19 protein-coding genes are annotated in these 22,689 nt (G+C 51.8%); 6 read left to right on the forward strand and 13 right to left on the reverse strand.

The window, feature by feature from the left end; all coding sequences use genetic code 11:
• Positions 1 to 12 precede the first annotated feature (12 nt).
• Positions 13 to 576 carry a 16S rRNA (guanine(966)-N(2))-methyltransferase RsmD gene (rsmD, locus tag H5T67_08655; protein MBC7245385.1) on the forward strand — a complete coding sequence of 188 codons (564 nt, stop codon included), beginning with the start codon at positions 13 to 15 and terminating at the stop codon, positions 574 to 576.
• Here rsmD and H5T67_08660 read toward each other — a convergent pair.
• Both H5T67_08660 and lon read right to left on the reverse strand, forming a co-directional pair.
• Positions 573 to 1,685, reverse strand: a complete 1,113-nt coding sequence (locus H5T67_08660) for a hypothetical protein (GenBank protein MBC7245386.1) — start codon at positions 1,683 to 1,685, stop codon at positions 573 to 575. The genes rsmD and H5T67_08660 overlap by 4 nt on opposite strands.
• Positions 1,660 to 4,104: an endopeptidase La gene (gene lon, locus H5T67_08665; GenBank protein ID MBC7245387.1), complete on the reverse strand. Its 2,445-nt coding sequence runs from the start codon at positions 4,102 to 4,104 to the stop codon at positions 1,660 to 1,662. Before lon ends, H5T67_08660 begins: the two co-directional genes overlap by 26 nt.
• A gap of 197 nt (positions 4,105 to 4,301) precedes the next feature.
• Here lon and H5T67_08670 point away from each other — a divergent pair, with 197 nt between their 5' ends.
• Genes H5T67_08670 through H5T67_08680 form a run of 3 tightly spaced genes read left to right on the forward strand, consistent with a single transcriptional unit; the run spans position 4,302 to position 6,753 of the window.
• Positions 4,302 to 4,829 (forward strand): gamma carbonic anhydrase family protein, encoded by a 528-nt coding sequence (locus tag H5T67_08670; protein ID MBC7245388.1) that lies wholly within the window; start codon positions 4,302 to 4,304, stop codon positions 4,827 to 4,829.
• Complete coding sequence (gene amrS / locus H5T67_08675; protein MBC7245389.1) at positions 4,829 to 5,869, forward strand: AmmeMemoRadiSam system radical SAM enzyme; 1,041 nt, start codon at positions 4,829 to 4,831, stop codon at positions 5,867 to 5,869. The genes H5T67_08670 and amrS (H5T67_08675) overlap by 1 nt, the downstream gene beginning before the upstream one ends.
• Positions 5,870 to 5,871: 2 nt before the next feature.
• Positions 5,872 to 6,753 carry a hypothetical protein gene (locus H5T67_08680; protein ID MBC7245390.1) on the forward strand — a complete coding sequence of 294 codons (882 nt, stop codon included), beginning with the start codon at positions 5,872 to 5,874 and terminating at the stop codon, positions 6,751 to 6,753.
• Here H5T67_08680 and H5T67_08685 read toward each other — a convergent pair.
• The 6 genes from H5T67_08685 to H5T67_08710 all read right to left on the reverse strand — a co-directional run bounded on the left by H5T67_08685 (position 6,739) and on the right by H5T67_08710 (position 15,020).
• Complete coding sequence (locus H5T67_08685; GenBank protein MBC7245391.1) at positions 6,739 to 9,081, reverse strand: alpha-galactosidase; 2,343 nt, start codon at positions 9,079 to 9,081, stop codon at positions 6,739 to 6,741. The genes H5T67_08680 and H5T67_08685 overlap by 15 nt on opposite strands.
• Positions 9,082 to 9,239: 158 nt before the next feature.
• Positions 9,240 to 10,226, reverse strand: a complete 987-nt coding sequence (locus H5T67_08690) for an ATP-binding cassette domain-containing protein (protein ID MBC7245392.1) — start codon at positions 10,224 to 10,226, stop codon at positions 9,240 to 9,242.
• 1 nt (position 10,227) lies between these two features.
• The gene (locus H5T67_08695) at positions 10,228 to 11,211 is read right to left on the reverse strand and encodes an ABC transporter ATP-binding protein (GenBank protein ID MBC7245393.1); all 984 of its coding nucleotides are present in this window, start codon (positions 11,209 to 11,211) and stop codon (positions 10,228 to 10,230) included.
• Between the two features lie 82 nt (positions 11,212 to 11,293).
• On the reverse strand, positions 11,294 to 12,799 hold the full coding sequence (locus H5T67_08700) for a peptide ABC transporter substrate-binding protein (protein MBC7245394.1): 1,506 nt from the start codon (positions 12,797 to 12,799) through the stop codon (positions 11,294 to 11,296).
• Positions 12,800 to 13,032: 233 nt separating this feature from the next.
• The gene (locus H5T67_08705) at positions 13,033 to 14,088 is read right to left on the reverse strand and encodes an ABC transporter permease (GenBank protein MBC7245395.1); all 1,056 of its coding nucleotides are present in this window, start codon (positions 14,086 to 14,088) and stop codon (positions 13,033 to 13,035) included.
• An 11-nt stretch (positions 14,089 to 14,099) separates the two neighbouring features.
• The gene (locus H5T67_08710) at positions 14,100 to 15,020 is read right to left on the reverse strand and encodes an ABC transporter permease (GenBank protein ID MBC7245396.1); all 921 of its coding nucleotides are present in this window, start codon (positions 15,018 to 15,020) and stop codon (positions 14,100 to 14,102) included.
• A 405-nt stretch (positions 15,021 to 15,425) separates the two neighbouring features.
• Between H5T67_08710 and fusA the strand changes: the two genes are divergently transcribed.
• Positions 15,426 to 17,498: an elongation factor G gene (gene fusA, locus H5T67_08715; protein MBC7245397.1), complete on the forward strand. Its 2,073-nt coding sequence runs from the start codon at positions 15,426 to 15,428 to the stop codon at positions 17,496 to 17,498.
• An 86-nt stretch (positions 17,499 to 17,584) separates the two neighbouring features.
• Here fusA and H5T67_08720 read toward each other — a convergent pair whose 3' ends face one another.
• Positions 17,585 to 18,064 (reverse strand): helix-turn-helix transcriptional regulator, encoded by a 480-nt coding sequence (locus H5T67_08720; GenBank protein ID MBC7245398.1) that lies wholly within the window; start codon positions 18,062 to 18,064, stop codon positions 17,585 to 17,587.
• Positions 18,065 to 18,265: 201 nt separating this feature from the next.
• On the opposite strand from H5T67_08720, the gene amrS (H5T67_08725) reads away from it, so the two are divergent.
• Complete coding sequence (gene amrS / locus H5T67_08725) at positions 18,266 to 19,252, forward strand: AmmeMemoRadiSam system radical SAM enzyme (protein ID MBC7245399.1); 987 nt, start codon at positions 18,266 to 18,268, stop codon at positions 19,250 to 19,252.
• 147 nt (positions 19,253 to 19,399) lie between these two features.
• Here the strand turns inward: amrS (H5T67_08725) and H5T67_08730 are convergent, their stop codons facing one another.
• From H5T67_08730 to H5T67_08745, 4 genes are all read right to left on the reverse strand, one after another.
• Positions 19,400 to 19,699, reverse strand: a complete 300-nt coding sequence (locus H5T67_08730) for a PTS sugar transporter subunit IIB (protein MBC7245400.1) — start codon at positions 19,697 to 19,699, stop codon at positions 19,400 to 19,402.
• Between the two features lie 14 nt (positions 19,700 to 19,713).
• Positions 19,714 to 20,190, reverse strand: coding sequence for a PTS sugar transporter subunit IIA (locus tag H5T67_08735; GenBank protein ID MBC7245401.1), 477 nt, complete (start codon positions 20,188 to 20,190; stop codon positions 19,714 to 19,716).
• Entirely contained in the window at positions 20,180 to 20,563 is a 384-nt protein-coding gene (locus tag H5T67_08740) for a hypothetical protein (protein MBC7245402.1), read from the reverse strand. Before H5T67_08740 ends, H5T67_08735 begins: the two co-directional genes overlap by 11 nt.
• Positions 20,564 to 20,741: 178 nt before the next feature.
• Positions 20,742 to 22,130, reverse strand: a complete 1,389-nt coding sequence (locus tag H5T67_08745; protein MBC7245403.1) for a PTS sugar transporter subunit IIC — start codon at positions 22,128 to 22,130, stop codon at positions 20,742 to 20,744.
• Positions 22,131 to 22,689 lie beyond the last annotated feature (559 nt).

A 22,689-nucleotide genomic window follows, 5' to 3' on the forward strand; every position in this document is an offset into this window, starting at 1 on the left:
GAGCGAAAAGCAATGAGAGTAATTGGGGGGGAAGCAAAAGGACGGCGACTTTTCTCCGTGCCGAGGCAATCCACACGACCCATCACGGACAGGGTTAAGGAAGCCTTGTTCGATATCCTAGCAGAACGAGTGCAGCAGGCACGCTTCCTTGATTTGTTCGCTGGAACGGGGAGCGTTGGCATTGAAGCGCTGAGCCGTGGAGCACAGGAGGCAACCTTTGTCGAGCGAGACGAACGTGCTTTGGCTACTCTCCACCGCAATCTGGCCGCTACGCAACTAGCCAGTCTCGCTCAGGTGGTGCGGCGCGATGTCTTCAAGTTCATCGCTAGCTACAAGGGCGACCCCTTTGACATCATCTACGTTGCGCCACCCCAATACCAGGGATTGTGGGCAAGGACACTCCACGCGTTGGACAATTCGGCACTATTGGCGCCGGGCGCACTGGTCATAGCACAAATTCATCCCAAGGAATACGCGTCACTCGAATTGAGCCAACTAGTCTTATCCGATCAGCGCAAGTATGGGAGCACATTGCTCTGTTTCTATGAAATGCGTCCAAACCACGCTGACGGTTAAGAAGGCTCAGCATAGTCCATCTTCCAGCGATTCCCAATACGGACCAGTCTCCAGCGTACCTCAATAAGTGGGCTGGGCTGGCCGGTCTTAGGCTGGAAGATGACCTTAGCAGTCACAAGAGCCGTCGTGGAATCTTCCTGGGTGGGGTAATAACTGAGTTCCTGCACGATCGCGCGCTGTATTTGATCCGGAGGAAGCGGCGAGCCATATCTGAGCTTGAGCTGCGTCAATTCGGTTGCCGCCTGGGGACTCAGATAGTCCGCAAGAGCCGGCTGGGCATCGCTCTTGCCCAGCGTCTGGTAGAAAGCGAGGACGATTTTCTCCGGGTATGGGGTATCTAGAATCGTGGCTGGTATCCCTTCTGGGAAGTCAACACGCGATTCAAATGGCGCTACCAAGGTCGTGGTATTGGCCAGGAAATAGCCATCCGCTTCTGGTAAAGTGCCTGGCTTGTACTCACGCCTTGTAACCAATTGACTGCGCTCGTAGCCAGCGCGACTGGTGACAGTAACTTGGAGATTCCCAGGGTTGAAACTCACGCCGCCATCGCTGCGGAAAAAGCCAATACAGCGATACAAAGGAGGGTTGTCCACAGGCGGGCCCTTCGGGTCACGAGTTACACGGAAAAAGACGAGTTCCGTCTCGGTGCTAAAAACCAACTCCTTACGAACATTGCCGTCTTCTCGGACAATCTCAGCTAAAGATAGGTTAGGTATATCCTGCGACAGATAGTTCTGATCGGGCGTGCGCAATTTGTACGGGTAAGCAATGGGCAATTGCACTTCGGGGTCAACGACAATATCGTAAATCAGGGCTGCTACCGGTCCGCCCCCTCCCACCTGATCAAAGCGATAGAAGACCACCCACTCTAACTGACCATCGGAATCAGTGTCTTCTCGCTTGATGTCCAAATAGGTCTTGCCAGGCAAGAAGCCTCTGCCAAATACGTCCTCGGGAAAGCTAATCGTCTTCGCTGGCGGGGTTGGCGTGGGCGTTGTGCCGCAGGCTGTCAGTGTGAGAACAAGAAGGAACATAGCACAACTGGTCAACCGCACGATGGTAAGGATGGATCGCAAAGGCTGATTACGACGGCTTGCTCTCTGCATCATGTCTTTCCACACTCCGCCTATTCTTAGCTGAAGCAACGCGCTTCTGTCTCTGGTCCTGCTCTAATGAAACTAGCGCTATTGGCACAACCTCTTCCATCCGTTCCACGAAAACAAAATTCAATCCCCGTTGTACTTTGCGCGGGATATCAACGAGGTCTTTTCGGTTGCGCTTTGGCAGAAGCACAGTTTTTAGTCCAGCTCGATATGCGGCAAGCACCTTCTCACGTAAGCCACCAATGGGCAATACGTGACCACGCAGGGTGATCTCACCAGTCATCGCCACTTCACGATGGACAGGCCGTCGCGTCAAGGCAGAGATCATCGCCGTGGCAATAGTGATGCCAGCGGACGGCCCATCTTTGGGGATAGCGCCTTCGGGTACATGCACATGGATATCTACTTTATCAAAGTCAACGTTCTTGATGCCCAATTCCTGCGCATGTGCTCGCGCATAACTCAATGCAGCCTGAGCAGATTCCTGCATCACCTCTCCCAATTGGCCAGTGAGCAGCAGATTGCCCTTACCGGGCATTACGGTTACCTCAACGGCCATGGTATCTCCACCCGCTTCGGTCCAGGAAAGACCGGTAGCTACCCCTACCTCATCCGCTTTTTCGGCCTCGCCATACAAGAACTCTGGTGGGCCCAGGTACTTGTGCAAACTCTGTGGTAGGATATAACGCGGCGGCTGTTTGCCTTCTGCTACCCGTCTTGCGATTTTACGGCAAATAGTCGCGATTCCGCGTTCGAGATTGCGCACGCCAGCCTCAAATGTATACTCCCGGATCATGCGCCGCAATGTCTGACGAGGGAAGTGAAGGCCACTTAACCCGTGCTGCTCAAGCTGGCGTGGCACGAGGAACTGTCTCGCGATTTCGATCTTCTCTTCCTCAATGTACCCTGGAAACTCAATGACTTCCAGGCGATCCCTCAGCGCAGGTGGAATGGGATCGAGAATGTTCGCCGTCGTGATGAACATCACTTTGGATAAATTGTAGGGCACCTCCAGATAGTGATCGGAGAAAGCATAATTTTGCTCTGGATCCAGGACCTCTAGCAATGCTGCCGATGGATCACCTCGGAAATCAATGCCCAATTTATCTATCTCATCCAACATAAAGACAGGATTGATTGTGCCTGCGCGGCGCATCGTCTGGATAATGCGACCTGGCAATGCTCCGATGTAGGTACGACGATGGCCTCGAATTTCGGCTTCGTCGCGGATTCCTCCCAGGCTAACGCGCACAAAATTTCGCCCAAGGGCCTCGGCAATGGACTTGCCCAATGAGGTCTTGCCAGTTCCCGGTGGCCCTACAAAACAGAGAATAGTGGTGCCGATCTTTTCTGGCGCAAGCTTGCGCACTGCGATGTACTCCAGAATACGCTCCTTGGCCCTTGTCAATCCATAGTGATTCTTGTTTAGCACTTCGGTAGCATGGGCAATGTCCAGATTATCTTCCGTACATTGGGCCCACGGCAGATCGAGCAGCCAGTCAATATAGGTGTGGATGATGCTGGCTTCTGGAGCGACAGAGGGCATGCTTGCCAGGCGGCTGAGTTCCTTTTCCGCCCTCTCGCGCACTTCGTCGGGCATTTGGGCTGTGGCTATCCTCTGCTGCAATTCAGCAGTTTCGCGAGCCAGGGGGTCGCTTTCGCCTAGTTCGCTCTGGATGACGCGCATCTGCTCGCGCAGGAAGTATTCACGCTGGCTCTTGTCCACCTCTTGCTGCACCTGCGAATGGATGCGGCTTTCTAGTTCCAGCACATCCAGTTCCTTCGCTAATAACACACTGATTTTCTCCAGCCTGGCCAAGGGGTCAACGGTTTCCAATAGCTCTTGCCGGCTGGCTACATCCAGATCTAGATTTGAGGCCACCAGGTCGGCCAGCCAATTTGGCTCATTGACATTCATCGCCATGACGAAAGCATCATCTGGTATGTTCCGGCTCAGCCGTACTACCTTCTCAAACAGTGTCAATACAGCACGCATAAGCGCTTCCGTGGCGATGGAAGGCTCAACGTTCTTGAGAACGGGCTGCACGTATGCGATCAAATACGGCTCTGTCTTGATTAGCTTCAAAAGGCGCAAGCGCCTGCGCCCATGGACAAAGACACTAGTAGTTTGATCCGGCATGCGCCAGACACGACCTATAACTGCTTCCGTGCCTAATTCATAGAGATCGTCAATGCCAGGTTCCTGCACCTCGGGATCTCTTTGGGTGAAAACAGCAATGCGCTGATCACCGGCAACTGCCGCTTCCACGGCTTTCATAGAGCGATCGCGGCTCACAAAGAGAGGAGCAGCCACATACGGAAACAACACAGTATCCCGTACAGGCAATAACGGAAGAGCCTCGGGTTCCATATTGTCATCAAATGCGGGTTTCGTTGGAAAAGGACCAGGTTCCCAATCATCCATCATAACTAAAGCAGCCTCCGCAGAACTTTATTTTACTATACCACATTTTGTGTCAAATGCATAGCTACGTTGAAAGAAGGGCAAGCTTCTAGCCATATTCGGACAGGTACACCATCGCACGGAGCAACTTGCTTCCCTAGGGGCTGTGCGCTAAAATGAGACAAAGAGAAATCTAGTGAGTCAAAGGAGCGCGGAGAATGTCCGTCTACGAATTTGAAGGGCGCAAACCAAAGCTGGGCCAGGGGACTTATGTCCATCCTTCCGCAGATATTATCGGTGCTGTGTCTATCGGTGATAACTGCTGGATTGGGCCAGGAGCACGCCTGCGTGGCGACTATGGCATGATCATCATCGGGGATGGTACCAGCATTGAGGATAACTGTGTAATACATGCTCGCCCTGATGAGGTCACGAGCATCGGCAAAAATGTAACGATAGGACATGGCTGCGTGATTCACAATGCGACTATTCAAGACCACGCTGTGATTGGCATGGGTTCGGTTGTCAGCGATTGGGCAAAGGTCGGAGAGTGGGCCGTAGTTGGTGAGGGAGCAGTTGTCAGACAGGAGCAAGAGGTTCCTGACGGCTGTATTGCTGTGGGCGTTCCGGCTAGATTGCTGGACAAACAGGTCAGCGAGGAATACAAGGCTGAGTGGTCAAGGTTCAAGAGCATCTACCAGGACCTGGCACGAAGGTATCCGCTGGGTCTAAAGGAGGTCTCGTGATGCAAGAAGCAAGGCTCTATGAGAAACTAGAGGACAGGAAGGTACAATGCCATTTGTGCGCACACCGCTGTACTATCGCTGAGGGGAAACGAGGGGTTTGCTTGGTGCGCGAGAACAGAGATGGCACGCTCTACACACTGGTGTACGGCTTGTCCATCTCCCAAGCTATTGATCCTGTGGAAAAGAAGCCTCTTTTCCACTTCTATCCTGGGTCGTCCACCTTTTCCTTTGCTACAGTGGGTTGTAATTTCCGTTGTTCCTTTTGTCAGAATTGGCAAATCTCACAGACAGTGCGGGATGGGGGACAGATTGAGGGACATGAAGCCTCACCAGACCACCTTGCCGCTGCTGCGCGCCATTACGGCTGCAAGAGCATCGCCTACACCTACACCGAGCCTACTATCTTTTTCGAATACGCCTATGACACTGCGGTAAGGGCAGATAGATGGGGCATCAAAAGCATCTACGTCACCAATGGCTATATGACGGAGGAAATGCTTGATGCATTCGGACGCTATCTACATGCGGCGAATGTGGATCTCAAATCCTTCAGCGATAGTTTTTACCGCAAGATCTGCGGGGCACGGCTGCAACCGGTGCTCGATGCCATCAAGGCAATGAAGAAGAGAGGCATCTGGGTGGAGATCACCACTCTAGTAGTACCAGGACAGAACGATTCAGAAGAAGAACTCCGCCAGTTGGCAGAGTTCATTGCCAAAGAAGCGGGGGTGGACACCCCCTGGCATGTTAGCCGCTTTCGTCCCGATTACAAGATGCACAATGTAGGCCCTACACCGCTGTCAACCTTACACCGTGCCCGTGAGATCGGTCTGCAAGCGGGCCTGCGTTATGTGTATGAAGGCAACGTGCCCGGAAGCGAAGGTGAGAACACCTACTGTTACAACTGCCACAACCTATTGATCCGCCGTTTTGGCTTTAATGTCCTGGCAAACCTCGTCCTCCCGGATTCCAAATGCCCTCATTGCGGCACTACGATTGACGGAGTAGGATTATCTAACAAAAGCGCGTTTAAAGGCTGAAGATGAGCTGGCGAGCAATATCCTTGCCTCGTCTATTGCCGCGCACTAAAACCGCTGAGACCGGGACACGCTACTCCTATTCGCCTCGGCTGGCATTATCAATCGCTGCATCCATCCTCTTGGGCCAAAAGCGTGCGTTCAGCGCCGATGCAAAGCAATTGCTTGTTGGGATCCAACCGGAACCCCGCGTGGAAAATGCGCATCTGATCCCTCCAGAGGATGCCTTTGTCGTCGTCACCAATCATTACTACAAGCCGGGCTACGGAGTATGGTGGGGCATTGCTCTCATCACAGCAGCCATTGTCCAAGCGCGCGCTACATCCGATGAAGTGATTTGGCTAATGACCAATCGCTGGACTTATCCCGATGCTCTGCGCCGTCGGCTGTTGACTCCGATAACGCACTTGCTCTTCACTAGACTCGCCCAAATTTACGGTTTTGTCTCCATGCCGCCTATGCCACCCCAGCCACAGTACCTGCAAGAGGGGGTGCGCTCTGTGAGGCAAGTGCTCTTTTTGCTCAGCAATGCGCATAGCGAACGTAAACCGTTGATTGGTCTTGCCCCTGAAGGGCGCGATAGCCCTGATGGTAGCTTGATCGAACCCCCGCCAGGCAGTGGGCGGCTCTTGCTGCATATGGCCAATTTGGGGCTGAAAGTGTTGCCTGTTGGCGTAGCAGAGGTGGATGGGGTGCTAACCGCTAGCTTTGGTCCACCTTTCACTCTCGGCTCATGGCCTGAGTTAAGCAAAGAGGAACAGGACCGCCAGGCGAGCAGTCAAGTGATGGCTGCTATTGGCGCACAGTTGCCCCCCACACTATGGGGCGTGTTTGCTACACAGATTCAGAAGGCACTGTTTGTGAACAGGATCTCAACCGAGCAATAGCTCTACGGTAGCTCTCTCGTTCAGCAGGAAGCCGGTTTGCCAAATGCCAGCGGCTATCTGGCGCGGACGCTGTGGACGGCCGTTGACCAGCGCTTTGGACACAACATGCTTACCAGGAACGGAGAAAACCAATCGGCCGAACTGTCTTCCGGGCTTCTCCAACTCTACGACAAGCCTGTGGGGTGAGGCATACACCTCTTTCACTTCCATCGCTCCCTGCAATACATGAAACGTCGAGGTTAACAATTGCGGTTGTTCAGATACAGGTTTTAACAGCAATAACACCGTTTCGTGCGGTTGATGCGGCTCAATAACCACCTGGTTTTGCGCTACACCCAAATAGCGTTGCCGCCAATAATTGAACACGTGATAGGATCTGGTGGGCAGTCCAAGCTGAGCTAGATCGAGCTTGGTAACACGTGAATGGTCATCCCAGTTGAGCAAAGCGACAATCACCCAAGAATCCCAAGGGGTCTCTATCGGGAGAACCAATACCTGAGGGCGTTCGTTTTGAAAGAGGTCTAGTGGGATAGCACTGCGGCCATAGGGTGGCAGGACTCGCTGCAAATATTTAGGCCGTCCACGACGAATGGTCGGCAAATTGTCGCTGCTCAGCACTAGACCACCACTCAATCCAACAATAGTTGTTAGGGTGCGCATCTCATTCAGGACCAGGTTGGAATCATCGCCCCGTGGCCTAAGCACCAAGCAATCCGGATCATTTAACCAGAGCTTGCCATGCAAGAAACTGCGGGTGATGACGTTGAGGATGGCATTTGCGGCTGATGGCGCCGATAAATCTTGCCAAAATGGCTCCCAATCCACGTGGACATCAGGGCCTATGCGCATGGTATCCACTATGCCCACAGAGGGCCCAAGAGGTGCACCACAGCCCAGCAGGACATGATCACCAATGGCAGAACGGATAATCTCCAATCCTCGTCGCACTGCCTGGGCCCGGGTGATGTGGTCATTATGACGCACTCCAGGGAGGGCTGCCGCATACAAGAAATCCACTTTGAAAAAGCGAAAGCCCCACTCATCACTGAGGATATGGAATAGATCCCGCAGCCAATCCTGTACGGCGGGCAAGGATAGGTCTAGCCCATAGATATCCATACCCCAGTGCTGCCAAGCAACAATTGGCTCGCCCTGCTCGTTGCGCAGCACCCAATCAGGATGCTTAGCATATAGCTTGGAAGCGGAACTCGCTGCAAACGGCGCTGTCCAGATACCTGGCCGATGGCCCGTTGCAGCGATTTGTTCGGCGATGTGTTTCATGCCTTGCGGATACTTGGCACTGTTGACATCTAACCAATCACCAATGGCCGTCTCATAGCCATCGTCAATCAAGATAACATCCAGAGGTAATTGCCTTCTCTCAATCCAGTTCAAATTGGCCAAGACATCATTCTCCGTATCTTCACCAAAGAAGTAGTACCAAGTGCACCAGCCAGTGGGGATATCAGTTGCCACTCGTGCATGCATGGTTTCCCCCAAGCGTGTGGCGTACAATTCTATGAGCCTCAGAGGATCAGGGTCAACGGTAAAAAGGAGTGTCTCTGAGCACAGCTTTTCGCTCGGAGCCAAGGAAACTCCATCCGCGTAAGAAATGGCTTCTAGTCTTTGGAATTGGTATCTATCTGAGACCTCCAGGCGCAACTCAGCAAGTTGATCTGCGGTCGTGATAAAACCCAGTAGCAGAGAAGGATCCAATGAAACGCCTGCGGAGCTCCTCGCGGAAATCGTGGTAGGGGCTACACTTTCTACAGCCGGCACGATGACTGTAAACCATTCGCTGCTGATGGTCTTTCTGGCTTGCAGTAGGGAATGAGGTTGGTGCTTTGTACGATAATCATCGGTGTTTGGATCAACCCACAGGCCATCCGCTACCTGCCGAGCAAATGTGGGTGTCCATGATTGCCAGCCATTCTGGTAGCAACGCCAGTTTCGGGGTGGGGAGGCAAAGTTCAGCGAAGCACCGCGCTGCGCGTCCACATCGAGCACGTGCAACTCAGCGATGCGAATTGTTTGAGAGCCGACATTCTCGACTTCGAGGCTTAGGCGCATCTCTTTACCAAGCCACAATTGCCAGGTTAGCTGCACTTCGTCATTGGCAGCGCTCAAGCTAACACTGTCCTGAGCCAGTCCGTAAGATACAGCATGGCCAGCTAGAGCGAGGCTTTTCTTCTGCCCCTTTGTGCCGGTATAGATCACTTTGGCTGTGGCTCGATCGAGCAATACCTTGCCTTGATGAACAAATTTGACTAGGCCAACGCCGGGCTGCAAAACAACTTGATCACGAATGTAAATCTCCCGCTCAGACATCATAACCCTCCTTCTAGTCTTTGGCCTATTGCTGTATTGGGTTTAGCTATGTACAAATAGATAAAAAGAGGCCAGATGATTTGACTGGCCTCTCTCGAGAAAATCATGTTCTTCCTATCACCATAAAGGCTGCAGTTGGACGCATCGAGACGCATCCACTACGTTACTCTATGGCACGCTACCCAGTGTTCTCCACCGATGTCCTTGAATTCGGGCTCGACGACATCGCATACTCCTTCGATCTTGAGCCCGCATCGTGTGTGGAAATGACATCCTTTAGGTGGGTTCGCTGGGCTAGGTACATCGCCAACCAGGATAATGCGTTTGCGTTTTTCCTCCACCACGGGGTCTGGAATGGGTACAGCAGATAGCAATGCCTGGGTATAAGGATGGCGTGCATCCGCATATAGCTTATCCCGTGAAGTCAGTTCCACGATTTTGCCTAGGTACATGACAGCCACTCGGTCGCTGATATGTCGTACTACCGATAGGTCATGGGCAATGAATAAATAAGTCAGGTGGAACTTGGCCTGCAGTTCTTCCAATAGATTGATAATCTGTGCCTGAATGGACACATCCAACGCTGAAATGGGCTCATCGCAGACTATGAAATCGGGTTGTACTGCTAAAGCCCTGGCCACACCGATACGCTGACGTTGTCCGCCGGAGAATTCATGGGGATAGCGGTTGATGAAGTAGCGATTCAGTCCGACGATTTCCAGCAGGTCCATTACGCGTTCGCGCAGTTCCTTGCCTTTCATGATATTGTGCACCTCGAGGGGCTCGCCAATGATATCGCCCACCGTCATGCGCGGATTCAACGAAGCGTACGGGTCTTGGAAAATCATCTGCATCTTGCGTCGCATGCGACGCAACTCTTCACCTTTAAGTTTGCATAGGTCTTTGCCCTCGAAGTACACTTCCCCCGCCGTAGGGCGATATAGTTGCAGAATAGCGCGACCAGTAGTAGACTTGCCACAACCGCTTTCACCTACCAAGCCCAGGGTCTCGCCTCGGCGAATGAAAAAGCTAATTCCATCCACCGCCTTGATATCACCAATATGGCGCTGGAATATGATCCCTTGGGTGATTGGGAACCACATCTTTAGATTCTTGACATCCAGTAGAATCTCATTCTCAGGCATGTTATCTTTTCCCTCCAGTAACATCAACCCAACAGGCAACGCTGTGTCGCCGAGCGACCGTTTCCAATTTGGGGTTCTCCTCGAGACACCGATCAATAGCATAACGACAACGCGGTGCGAATGGACACCCTGGAGGCATATCAATCAAGTCTGGTGGTAAGCCCTCTATAGGTGTCAGTTTCTTCTTACGCTCGGCATCCAATCGCGGTATGGATTGCAAAAGTCCAAGCGTATAAGGGTGTCGCGGATCCGCATACAGATCCTTCACATCCGCTGTTTCGATAATGTAGCCAGCGTACATCACATTGACACGATCGGCTAGTCCAGCGATAACACCCAAATCATGGGTGATCCAAATCACCGCCATGCCGATTTCCTTTTTCAGTTGCCTGACAAGATCCGTAATTTGGGCCTGAATTGTAACGTCCAGAGCGGTGGTCGGCTCATCAGCAATCAGCAATTGTGGGTTACAGGACAGGCCCATGGCAATCATGACTCTCTGGCGCATGCCTCCAGAGAACTGATGAGGATAGTCATCAATGCGATTGGCCGCGTCAGGAATTCTCACCATTTCCAGAAGTTCAATCGTGCGTTTGCGGGCTTGCCGTTTATCCATGCCAAGGTGCAACTCCAGTGCTTCGCTTACCTGCTGATTGATGGTGAGAACTGGATTCAGAGAAGTCATGGGGTCTTGAAAAATCATGGCTATTTTGTTGCCCCGCACGGAGCGAATCTCCTCATCGCTCATCTTCAACAAGTCTCGTCCTTGAAACCAGGCTTCTCCGCCTACGATTCGGCCTGGCGGTGAAGGGACTAGACGCATCAGAGACAGAACACTGACGCTCTTTCCACAACCGCTTTCGCCTACAATGCCTAAAGTCTCGCCTTCGTTCAGGTCGAAGTCAATTCCATTGACAGCATTGACCACGCCATCCTGCGTGAAAAACTGTGTTTTGAGCCCCTTCACCTGCAACAACGTACCCATAACACATCCTCCCTTCCAACTATAATCCAATTATTGCGAGACGTGAAAAACTTTCTGGAGGGAACAACCCGGTTGCTGTTCCCTATCGTTCAATATACACGTTGCTCAGCCACGGGAAAATGGCTGGAGCATAGAGTGCCCCCTTGACATAGGGCTTGGTCAGTACATAGTCCACGCTATGCCATAAAGGCACCCAAGGCGCCTCGGCGACAATAATTTCTTCTGCCTGCCTGTACAATTCCATACGACGCGGTGTAGTTGTTTCGATACGTGCCTCTTCTAAGAGCCGATCCACTTGGGAATTTGCGTAGCGAGTATGGTTCAGTCCGCTCTGACTATGGAAGAGAATATCCAAAAAATTCTCTGGGTCTGGATAATCGGCTATCCAACCTAGGTTGAAGAACTGCGGCTCCGCTGCAAGCACATCCTCCGATTGTTCCACGGCGATCTCGATACCGAGGTTCTCACGATACATAGCCACGATGGCTTCCATGTAACTAGGAAGCTGCCCCTCACGTCCGCTGATACTGAGCGTTATCGGAGGCAGATGTGTTACATCTCCGTATCGGGATTCCACAATGAGTTGCTTCGCCCGTTGTGGATCATAACTTAGTAGCGAAGTCTCGCGCTTGTAATCAGGCATGCCCGGAGGTACAATGCCTTGCGCAGGCGTTCTCATGCCTTTCCACACCACATCGCATATCTTTTGTCGGTCAACCGTCAAGTTAAACGCTTGGCGGATCTTCACATCATCAAATGGCGGCTGTCTCACGTCGAAACCAAGGTATTGTATATCTAATTGTGGCACAATAGATAACTCGGCATGTAAGGGATTGGTCGGATCGCGCACGCGCTCAATATCCGCGGGGCCTACGCCAACGATATCCAGTTCGCCATTTTCATACATGCTCATGGGTGAGCCACCGGTAAGCAAGAAAACCACCTGTGCTAGCTTGGGTTTGCCGCGATGATAATAGTCATTACGCTGCAACACAATCCGCTGCTTGCTATACTCCTGCAACTTGAATGGCCCAGTGCCATTAGGCCGCTTGAACCAATCAGCTTGGTCCACGGTTTCCTGATCCACCACGAATGCGGTGGAATAAGTCAGCTTAGCTAAGAAGTACGCCTTCGGTGCATCAATTGTGATCCGTAGTGTGCGCTCATCCAATACTTCGACACCGCGGATCTCATTTGCTTGTCCTGCCAGCTTCTCCTTAGCACCAACAATATCACCTAAATAAACTTCAGCCACAGTGGAGCCCGTGCGCGGGTCACAGGCACGCTCCAGAGAATACTTGAAGTCAGCAGCTGTGACAGGGCGCCCATTGTGAAAACGAGCTCCTTCCTGTAGAAAGAATGTATAGGTTTTCCCATCTTCGCTGATTTCCCAGCGCTTGGCCAGGTCTGGTATAACTTCGAGCTTCTCGTTCAACGTTACCAGCCCGCCAAAGATCTCCACCACGTACTCTGCAGATATGGCATCCTCAACCAGTGCCGGGTCCAGTGTGAGCGGTTCGCTGCCAAAAAGGCGCAATGTGCCGCCATCGGTAGAGCGCACGATCGGGGCTATCCCAGAGCTCGGCACAGAGCGTATCCAGAACCATGCCACTGCTGCACAGCCAAGGCACAGAAACAACGCAAGGCAGAGCAGCAGAACAATCACAAGAATAGGCCAGTGCTTTTGCAACATTCTTGCCTAGGCTCAATAAAAGAATCTGTCCCTGCTCTTCCATAGAGGGGCAGTATCTCTATTCCTCTTCAATCCCGTTGGACTGAGGGACGACGCTTGAACGACAACGCGATGGCATCCAATGTGCACTAACTGGTGCCTTTCATCTTAGGATCGAGCGCATCCCGCAGACCATCGCCCAGGAAATTGAAGGCGAACATGGTCAGAGACAGGGCCAATGCTGGGAACAATACCATGTGTGGATAGGCACGGATGGATTGTGCGCCCTCTGAAATCATTGCGCCCCAGCTTGGTGTTGGTGGATCCACCCCCAGCCCAATAAAACTGAGGAACACCTCCGTGGTGATATAGCCTGGAATAGCCAGCGTTTCCGCTACGATGCATGGGCCAATGATATTGGGCAGGATATGGCGTACAATAATCCGTATGTCGCCAGCCCCGATCATATGCGCTGCTTCGATGAACTCTTTCTCTTTCAGCGACAAAATCTGGCCCCGCGCTAGCCGCGCCATGCCCATCCAGGCCGTGATACCAATGCCCATGAAGATGAACAGCATCCCACCGCCCTGCAGACCTAGGATGCGGTCTACCACGCGGTTCACCTGATTGAACGTATAGGCCACTGTCCCAGGTTCTACTTTAGCAAAGGTGGATTTGAAGAAAGCCATCATCAAGATGATCAACAACATCGTAGGAAAAGCGTACATGATATCCACAATGCGCATCATGATGTTGTCCACTTTACCGCCGTAGTAGCCTGAGATACAGCCATAGACCAAGCCAATGATCAGCGCAGTAAAGGCACCCATAAACCCGACAGGCAGTGAAACGCGCGTGCCATAGATCAGCCGGCTGAGCATATCACGTCCGAGGTAATCCGAACCGAGCAGGAACTTGGAACTCGTTTTGGCATAGGCAGAGATGTTCCCCGGCAACAGGCCGATCAACCACTCAGGAACGGTATACGCTTCGGCCGAATCTCCTTTAGCGTAATGGTAAGGCGCAATGACGGGAGCCATAATCGCGGTAAGGATGAGCAAGATCACAACGACACCGCCCAAGACTGCAGCCCGGTTGCGTATCAGCCTCTCCCACGCATCCCGCCACAGGTTAGCTGGCTTACCTTGCCGCTCGCTCAGGCGCAATGCGGCTTTCTGTTGTGCTGTTAGTTCTTGTATTGCCATATAACTAAACCTCACGTGTAACGAATACGCGGATCCAGAAAGGCATAAGTAATGTCTACAGCCAAATTGGCAATGACCAGAAACACTGCGTAGAGCAAAATTGTGCCCATCACTACTGGATAATCGCGGTTCGTAATGCTGGTAATAAAGTACTTGCCCATTCCTGGTATAGCGAATATCTGTTCAACAACGAATGTCCCTGTCACCAGTACTGCAAACATAGGACCTAGGATAGTCGCTACTGGGATAAAGGCATTTTTCAACGCATGACGGACCATGACTGCTCGCTCAGTTAGGCCCTTAGCTCGCGCTGTGCGGATGTAATCCTCGCGGATTACCTGCAACATGCTCGCCCTTGTCAGGCGTGCAATAATGGCCGACTCGCGCATTCCCAGTGCAAGAGAAGGCAAAACCATCTTGGCAGGCGTGCCCCAACCAGCCACTGGAAACCATCTCAATGTCAAGGCAAAGATCAGTATCAGCAATGGCCCTAGGACAATACCAGGCACTGAGACGCCAAAGATAGCCACAGCCATACCCAAATAGTCCCAGAACGAATTTTGCTTTAACGCTGACAGAATGCCCAAAGGTACCCCGATGCCCAGTGCAATGAGCAAGGCCAAAATTCCTAACTGCGCCGAGATTGGCAAATGGTCAGCAAAGATATCGTTCACCCTACGACTGCGGGAAGAATACACTGGTCCGAAGTCAAAATGGAATATAATGTCGCTTATATATTTCACGTATTGCTTCCAGACTGGTTGATCCAACCCGTAGTACTTGTTTAGGTTCGCGATGATTTCAGCGGGCAATGCTTTTTCGCGGTCAAAGGGCCCCCCTGGAACAGCATGTGCCAAAGCGAATGTGATCACTGAGATGAAAAACAACACGGGAATCATCCACAGCAACCGACGCGCAATATAACGGATCATTCGTTCCTCCTCTTAAATAACCCTAACTTAGTAAATTGTATATCAAAAACGCATATAGTCAAATTCTCATTGTAAACCATAACCAAGAGTGCCCTTTTACACTACTAGATCACATCTAGCCCTAGAATTCCTCACCAGAAGCGTTCACCAGTCCACACAATATCTATCCTTGTTAGAGGGCGCTTTTCTCCTTTTTAACACTTGCAGGAGAGGTGTAAATTGACACCTCTATAATTCTATCATACAATAGCCCTGTTGTGAAAAGCTGAGTTGGTAAGAGTTGCTGTGCAAGGAAGCCATTGTAGAGCGAGATGCGAGTTGACAATGGGCCAGTTTTGCAAGTTACATTATCTAGAGGGTGCTGAGGAGTCATCGAAGCATCACCCTCATAATTCAGGAGGATAGATGAAGAGTTACAAGGTCGAGGAATTGAGAAACGTCAGCCTCATCGCACACAGTGGGGCAGGCAAAACTTCCCTGACCGAAGCGATGTTGTACAATGCTGGGGTGATCACTCGCTTGGGCAGAGTGGATGAGGGCAACACAGTGTCCGACTACGACCCTGAAGAAATCCGGCGCAAGATCTCGGTTAATACATCGGTTACCCCCTGGGAATGGGAGGGACACAAGGTAAACCTGCTGGATACTCCTGGTTATGCTGATTTTGTTGGCGAGGTCAAGGGTGCAATCCGGGTTTCCGACGCAGTGGTTGTCACGCTGTGCGCAGCTTCAGGAGTTGAAGTAGGCACCGAACTGGTGTGGCAATATGCGGATGAGCTCAAATTGCCGCGCTTGGCATTCATCAACAAGATGGATCGCGAAAACGCCAGTTTCCAACGAACTCTTGAGCAGATGAGGGCCAAGTTCTCTGCTAACTTTGTTCCCCTGCAATTGCCGATTGGCTCTCAGGCTAATTTCAAAGGCGTAGTAGACCTGCTGTCTATGCAAGCTTTTCTTGGCGATGGAAAGAAAGGGAGCGATATCCCTGCCGAGTTGCGCGATGAAGCACAAGCTATGCGCCAACAGCTTGTTGAAGTGGCTGCTGAAACGGATGATGAGCTGATCGTGAAGTACCTCGATGGCGAAGATCTCAGTATTCAGGAGATCCAACGAGGCCTAGCCATAGCCGTTGCATCTGGTAAGATTGTGCTGGTACTATGCGGCTCAGCGACTCAGAATATCGGCGTCCGTCTGCTGCAAGACGCTATTGTGCGTTATCTGCCTTCGCCGGCTGCGACCGAAGCAAGAGCCACGAATGTACGCGATAATAGCGAAGCAGTTATTAGGGCTACGATGGTAGAGCCTTTTGCTGCGCTAGTTTTCAAGACCATGGCAGATCCATATGTAGGGAAACTCACTTATTTCCGTGTATATTCTGGCGTTCTCCAGAGCGATTCTCGTGTTTGGAATGCCAACAAGGGCGAAGAAGAGCGGATCGGACAGCTTTTCTTCCTTCTCGGCAAAGAGCAGACGCCTACGAAGGAGGTTATCGCTGGAGACATTGGTGCGGTAACAAAACTTCAGTTTACCACGACGGGTGATACGCTTTGCGATAAGGATCATCCTCTCATTCTGCCAGGTATTACTTTCCCGCACCCAGTGGCTTTCGCTGCAGTTAGCCCAAAGACCAAAGCCGACTTGGACAAGATGGGCAGCGCGCTGGCACGATTGGTCGAGGAAGACCCAACCTTGGTGGTGAGTCGCGACCCGGATACCGGTGAGACCGTTATTTCGGGCATGGGGGATTCACATATTGACATTGCCGTCAAGCGTCTTCAGCAAAAGTTTGGCGTTGACGTGGTTACCTCCGTGCCCAAAGTACCTTATAAAGAGACGATCACCAAGACAGTACAAGTGCAGGGGCGACACAAGAAGCAAACGGGCGGGCGTGGTCAGTTTGGTGATGTGTGGATTCGCTTTGAACCATTGCCGCGCGGCGCCGGTTTCGAGTTTGTAGATGAAGTTTTTGGCGGGCATGTGCCACGCAATTTCATCCCGGCTGTGGAAAAGGGTTTGCGTGAAGCGATGACAAAAGGAGTGTTGGCTGGCTATCCAGTCACCGACTTCCGCGCCGCATTGTACGATGGTTCCTCCCACCCTGTGGACTCTTCGGAAATCGCTTTCAAACTCGCGGCACATCTGGCTTTCAAGAAAGGCATGGAGGAAGGCAACCCAATCCTGTTGGAACCCATCATGAGGGTGACGATTATCGTGCCGGAGCAGTTCATGGGCGATGTGTTGGGCGACCTGAACACGAAACGGGCACGGGTTCTGGGCATGGAACAGCAAAAGGGGAACAGCATCATCAGTGCAGAGGCCCCATTGGCTGAGATGCAACGGTATGCTGCCGATTTGCGTTCGATGACGCAGGGTCGAGGCTACTTCAGCATGGAGTTTGTGCGCTATGACCAAGTCCCTGCCCATATCGCGCAGACCATTATCGAACAAGCCAGGAAAGAAAAAGAAGAAGGGGCCTAACGCCCTATTCAGGAGGGGGAAACAGCCACTGTCTGCAAGCAGTGGCTGTTTTTCTTTTGGAACTCGTAATATTCAGCTAGTCCGGCTCAAACGGTGAAATAGCCTGGGTCAACGCCAAGATAGGGGCCTAAAACCTCGAACTCGGCGGGAGGGATATCGCGTTCGCCCTCCTCGTATTGCGCGATGCGCCGGGCGGAGATGCCCAACTTTTCCGCACATTCTTTTTGCGTTTTGCCTGCTTGCTGCCTTGCCTGGCGTAGCAATGCTCCGATGATCTTGCGCTGGATGCGCGGGACAGCTCGATAAACCATCTCCATATCCTCATCTTCCACTGTGCTTTCATCGTCAAAGAAATAACCCAGTGGCGTGTCGCACAATTCCGCTATCACTTCCAACTCGGGAAGGGAGAGATCATGGCGGCCCTGTTCGTATGCCGCATAGCGATGCTTGGACACGCGCAATGCAGCGGCGAGTTCTGTCTGACTTCTGCCAGCCCTAATGCGGACATTGCGCAACAAAATGCCCATGATCTTCTGGCGAATGGCTTGTCTGTCTGGCTCACTCATGGCACCTCCCCGTTGCACGAAATGCAGCACGCGATTGCCATTATATCCTATTCAACGCTGAACCGCAATATTGACTGCTCGTCAAACGTTAAAATGGAATAAGGTGGGTGTTGGCTAATATAGCCCGTCCATCTAGCCAATTGCCTGTTCTGGACGAGGAGCGCAATGCAAGTTATACTGTAAGGCAGTGTGAGGGAACCAATGATGGATGCCAAAGATGCGGTACAATGTACTCTGTGCCGTCGCGGCTGTCTCATCCAGACAGGACAGGTTGGCTTCTGCCGCACACGGCGCAATGACCAGGGGCAACTGCGCAGCATTGTCTACGGGCGGCTGGCTGCCCTGGAAAGCCGCCCCATTGAGATCAAACCCTTTTTTCATTTTTATCCAGGCTCTACCGCGCTGACCTACTGCTGTTATTCGTGTAACTTACGTTGTCGCTGGTGCCAGAACTGGCACTTGAGCCGTGCGGATCCGCTAAGCGTACAAGCGGAGTACGTGTCTCCGCAAGATCTAGTGGACATGGCTCTGCGCCTGGGCGATCAGGGACTGTGTTGTAGTTTCACAGAACCCACTCTGTTGCATGAATACAACCTTGTGGCCTTTTCCCTGGCGAAAGCAGCCGGGCTGTATACTTGCTATGTATCCAACGGCTACATGACACTTAACACTTTGCGCGAGTTGCGCGAGGCAGGTTTGGATGCCATTAAGATTGATGTAAAAGGCGATTCAGAAGTGTACCGCGAGTATTGCGCAGCTCCTCATGGAGAGATGGTATGGGAGACGGCTGCTGCAGCCAAAGAGATGGGACTTCACGTAGAAATTGTAAACCTGGTCGTCACCGGGGTCAATGACTCAGAACAAGCATTGCGTAATTTGATTGAGAGGCATTTGCAGGCTGTTGGTCCCGAGACGCCATTGCATTTTACCCGCTACTATCCGGCCTACCAGATGCATGCTCCTCCTACGCCGATTTCCACACTTGAACATGCTTATGAGTTAGCGCGCCATGCTGGACTGGCATACCCCTACCTAGGCAATGTGCCTGGACATCGTGGTGAGAATACCTATTGTCCCTCTTGTGGTCAGCTCTTGATCGAGCGTTCTGCATATACCGTGCGACGCAATTTGTTGACCCCGCAGAAGAAATGCCCCTCGTGTGGACGAGCTATACCATGCATTGGGTAATAGCTTGAATGGCAGCACAAAATTCTCTAGAATAAAAGCCTCGCCGACAGAGCTCAGCCGGCCCCTGAACCCTTGATTACCAATAACTGGCAAGAGGAGTAGGGCTATCGGCTATTGCCAGCCTCTTAGCCGATAGCCCAGAAGAAACTAATCTTCTTTGCGTAGCACTTCCAAGATTTGGGCCTTAACCGCATCAATCCCAATGCCAGAAAGAAATGGCACTCCATTAATCACTGGAACGCCCAAATCCTTGGGCACCGTTGTCGTGGCCACGATCAAGTGTGGCTTGAATACCATAGCCCGGCCACGAGCTTCAGCTGCTTTGCACTGAGTTACACTTACTGGGATGCCAGCTTCTTTTGCGATTTCCTTCACTTTCTCGGCTACTACTGTTGCTGTGGCAATAGCCGTGCCACAGGCGATCAGTACGCGCTTCTCACTCGGCATTGTTTTGCACCTCCTTATCCAACCCGGCAATGTTGACGAAAAATACGAACGATCTCAGGTGCATTCTTGGCCTGGACAATCTGCTTTAACAGGCCAGGAGTCTGGAACATCTGCACCATAGCTTGTAACATTTTAACCATAATTTCAGATTTGGCAACTGCTAGAAGGCAGATAACTTGAATAGGGACAGTGCTGCCTGGATTCCCCATCTCACCAAACTCAATAGGTTTTTCTAATATACCTACGGCAACAGCCTGCTTCAGCACATGCTCCACATCGGTGTGTGGAATGGCTACACCAACCTCCGCTGTGGGCAAGCCAGTGGAGAATTCCTGTTCTCGTTGAATAACCGCCGGAATGAATGATTCCTTTACAAACCCTCCTTTTTGCAGCAGAGTGCCCAACTGGGTAATTGCATCAACGGCGTCCTTTGCGCTCATAGGAACAAGCACAAGATCTTCATAAAACCATTGGGTATCCTCAGCACTCATCCCGAATTTCGCCCTCCTTCGTCTGCAGTTGTATGCCATTTTTGGCTAGCAGTGCTGCAATCCACTGTGGGGAAAAGGATAGTTTTTGTTGCACAGTCTCGGGGCGCACTGGTACCGGCCAGATTTCCAGGCGATGCGGTATGAATAGTCCCCACTGCCGCACCGACGCGCTCCAGCGGGGGTAAATGCGCTTGTAAAGGCCCCCGGCGGTAATGTTGGGCTTCTTGGTTAGCCATTCGCGGCTCATCTCCAGGACAAGCCGCGCGGTGCGCTGTTCAATGCGGTACAGTTGCCACCGGCCCAATAGGTACAATAGCAAAAGTAATGCGAATATTGACGTTGTTGCTCCTGGATGGCCCCTTAGCCAATTCAAGAGGGCTCCCCCGCTTTTTCCAAGCATGCTTCGGATCATTACTTCAATCATTGTAATAGCTCTTTCTTGTACAGGTAAGGGGGTGGGAAAACTTACCCACCCCCTTGCTTCTTGCAGTGTAGGAGTTTCTGGACAGGTACAAGAAGGCTTGCTCCTCGTCCGGTCTATTATCCGTACCCTACTCGCTAGGTCCGCCTGCAGCGATCTCCCATGCCTTCGCATTGCGCCGGTAGAGTGCCATCACCACAACCAGAATGGCCAGAATGATGAGTGGGCCGATGAAGCTAAGGGTACGTGCGGTCATCAGGAGCACGAAGGTCAAGAAGTTAAATCCGTCGCAGATGCTGGATATCTCTGTGGCACCAGCGGGCATGGTAAACTTGGCGTCAATGGCTGCCCTGGTGAAGAGGGTAGAGGTTGCAGTGCCAATATAGAAGCCGATGGCAATCACCAGAGCGCCAATAATGATGATACGCACGACGTTGCCACGGGTAATCGGCGCCGTCATACAAACTAGGAACGGAATGACCGCCAGGTCGGCAAAGGGCAGCACCTTGTTGCCAGGCAGGATGATAGCCAGCAGAATGGTAATGGGCACCAACACCAGAGAAGCAGCAATGGCTGCAGGGTGGCCAATGAGGATGGCCGAGTCGAGACCGACATAAATTTCGCGGCCAGCGTATCGCCTCTGCATGAACTCACGCGCGGCGTCGGATAGGGGTAGCAGACCCTCCATCAATATGCCCACCATGCGCGGGAGCAGGAGCATGACCGCGCTCAGGTTGATGCCCGTTTGCAGTGTCTTGACGATGGAGTCCCTGAGATTGGCCGGGTTGAAGAAGGCGATCAAGCCAAGTATGACACCAATCACTAATCCGAGAATGACCGGCTCTCCAATGACTCCTAATCTTTGTTGGATAGCATCCGGATCAGCCTCGAGGTCCTTGAGGCCAGGGATTTTGTTTAGCACCCAGTTGAGCGGAATGGCCACAGGCACATACGCTGCGGAAAACCCGTGTGGAATAGAAAGGCCAGGCATGCCAAAAAAGCTTTGGATACCAGGTGCCGTCCAGTCAGCCAGGAATAGAACAATGGCTGCATTGACCGCAGCTGCAGCAAGCCCAAGTGCAAGGCTGCCAGTTGCTGCCACGACCATGGCGCCAGTGAAAGCAAAATGCCAAAAGTTCCAAACATCAACGTTTAGCGTTTTGGTCGCGTTGAGCGCCAGCATAACGAGGTTGACGATGATCGCAATGGGGATGATGTAAGTTCCAACAGTGGAGGCAAAGGCGATGGCTGCGGCGGATGGCCAACCAACGTCAACCACTGTCAGGTTAACCCCCGTGCGTTGCACAATAGCCTGGGCTGCATCACTCAGGTTGGTCCACATCAGGCCAATCACAAGGTTAATACCGACGAAGGCTACACCGATAGTGACGCCGGAGCGAAAGGCCCTGCCTGGTTTGGCCCCGAGAACTAGACCCAAAATGAAGATGATGATGGGTAGAACGACGGTTGCACCAAGAGCAGAGAGAATACTTTGTAAGCCAGCAAAAAACTGTGCCATAAGAAAACCTCCTTGTTCATTGTATAATACTTCTAAGATTCACCTTACTCTAACTTTAGCAGTTTATGCAACTTGATATCCTTTGCGCCTGGCATCACCTCCTTTCTATCTATGTATAAAAGGATCTATCACATTGCTCTGGTTTTTTGCTGCGGCAAGGAGGGCTTCATGAATTGTCACATACAGTCATATCTCTAAAATTGTTCAATCTTATTGTGGCAAAGACATCTAACAGCCGTTTTTATGCAGGTAATTGGACCTTGGTCTAGAATAACGCTAATTCAGCACGAGATCTAGCTACAGCCTTAGTATTGCTCTCCATTGCTGATATTTGAGAACGGGTTAAAAAGAGAACACTACGTACATTTGACAAAATCATTCACATTTGTCACAATGTTAATATATTGCAAATCGTTGAATTTGTCAAATTACAGTGCGCTTGCGCCAACAGATCGTTACCAGGTGGTACAGGCGATTTTGACAAAAGGGGGTGCTCCTGTGGTAAAAGAATTGTGGAAACAACTGCACCAGGAGGAGCACCGCCTATGGCCGATCTGGC

Source organism: Chloroflexota bacterium (assembly GCA_014360905.1).
Taxonomy (GTDB): domain Bacteria; phylum Chloroflexota; class Anaerolineae; order UBA2200; family UBA2200; genus JACIWX01.

Excerpts from the sequence above, each read along its gene's own strand:
- rsmD (MBC7245385.1), top strand. The coding sequence starts at position 13 with ATGAGAGTAATTGGGGGGGAAGCAAAAGGACGGCGACTTTTCTCCGTG.
- H5T67_08660 (MBC7245386.1), bottom strand. The coding sequence starts at position 1,685 with ATGATGCAGAGAGCAAGCCGTCGTAATCAGCCTTTGCGATCCATCCTT.
- lon (MBC7245387.1), bottom strand. The coding sequence starts at position 4,104 with ATGGATGATTGGGAACCTGGTCCTTTTCCAACGAAACCCGCATTTGAT.
- H5T67_08670 (MBC7245388.1), top strand. The coding sequence starts at position 4,302 with ATGTCCGTCTACGAATTTGAAGGGCGCAAACCAAAGCTGGGCCAGGGG.
- amrS (MBC7245389.1), top strand. The coding sequence starts at position 4,829 with ATGCAAGAAGCAAGGCTCTATGAGAAACTAGAGGACAGGAAGGTACAA.
- H5T67_08680 (MBC7245390.1), top strand. The coding sequence starts at position 5,872 with ATGAGCTGGCGAGCAATATCCTTGCCTCGTCTATTGCCGCGCACTAAA.
- H5T67_08685 (MBC7245391.1), bottom strand. The coding sequence starts at position 9,081 with ATGTCTGAGCGGGAGATTTACATTCGTGATCAAGTTGTTTTGCAGCCC.
- H5T67_08690 (MBC7245392.1), bottom strand. The coding sequence starts at position 10,226 with ATGCCTGAGAATGAGATTCTACTGGATGTCAAGAATCTAAAGATGTGG.
- H5T67_08695 (MBC7245393.1), bottom strand. The coding sequence starts at position 11,211 with ATGGGTACGTTGTTGCAGGTGAAGGGGCTCAAAACACAGTTTTTCACG.
- H5T67_08705 (MBC7245395.1), bottom strand. The coding sequence starts at position 14,088 with ATGGCAATACAAGAACTAACAGCACAACAGAAAGCCGCATTGCGCCTG.
- H5T67_08710 (MBC7245396.1), bottom strand. The coding sequence starts at position 15,020 with ATGATCCGTTATATTGCGCGTCGGTTGCTGTGGATGATTCCCGTGTTG.
- fusA (MBC7245397.1), top strand. The coding sequence starts at position 15,426 with ATGAAGAGTTACAAGGTCGAGGAATTGAGAAACGTCAGCCTCATCGCA.
- H5T67_08720 (MBC7245398.1), bottom strand. The coding sequence starts at position 18,064 with ATGAGTGAGCCAGACAGACAAGCCATTCGCCAGAAGATCATGGGCATT.
- amrS (MBC7245399.1), top strand. The coding sequence starts at position 18,266 with ATGATGGATGCCAAAGATGCGGTACAATGTACTCTGTGCCGTCGCGGC.
- H5T67_08730 (MBC7245400.1), bottom strand. The coding sequence starts at position 19,699 with ATGCCGAGTGAGAAGCGCGTACTGATCGCCTGTGGCACGGCTATTGCC.
- H5T67_08735 (MBC7245401.1), bottom strand. The coding sequence starts at position 20,190 with ATGAGTGCTGAGGATACCCAATGGTTTTATGAAGATCTTGTGCTTGTT.
- H5T67_08745 (MBC7245403.1), bottom strand. The coding sequence starts at position 22,130 with ATGGCACAGTTTTTTGCTGGCTTACAAAGTATTCTCTCTGCTCTTGGT.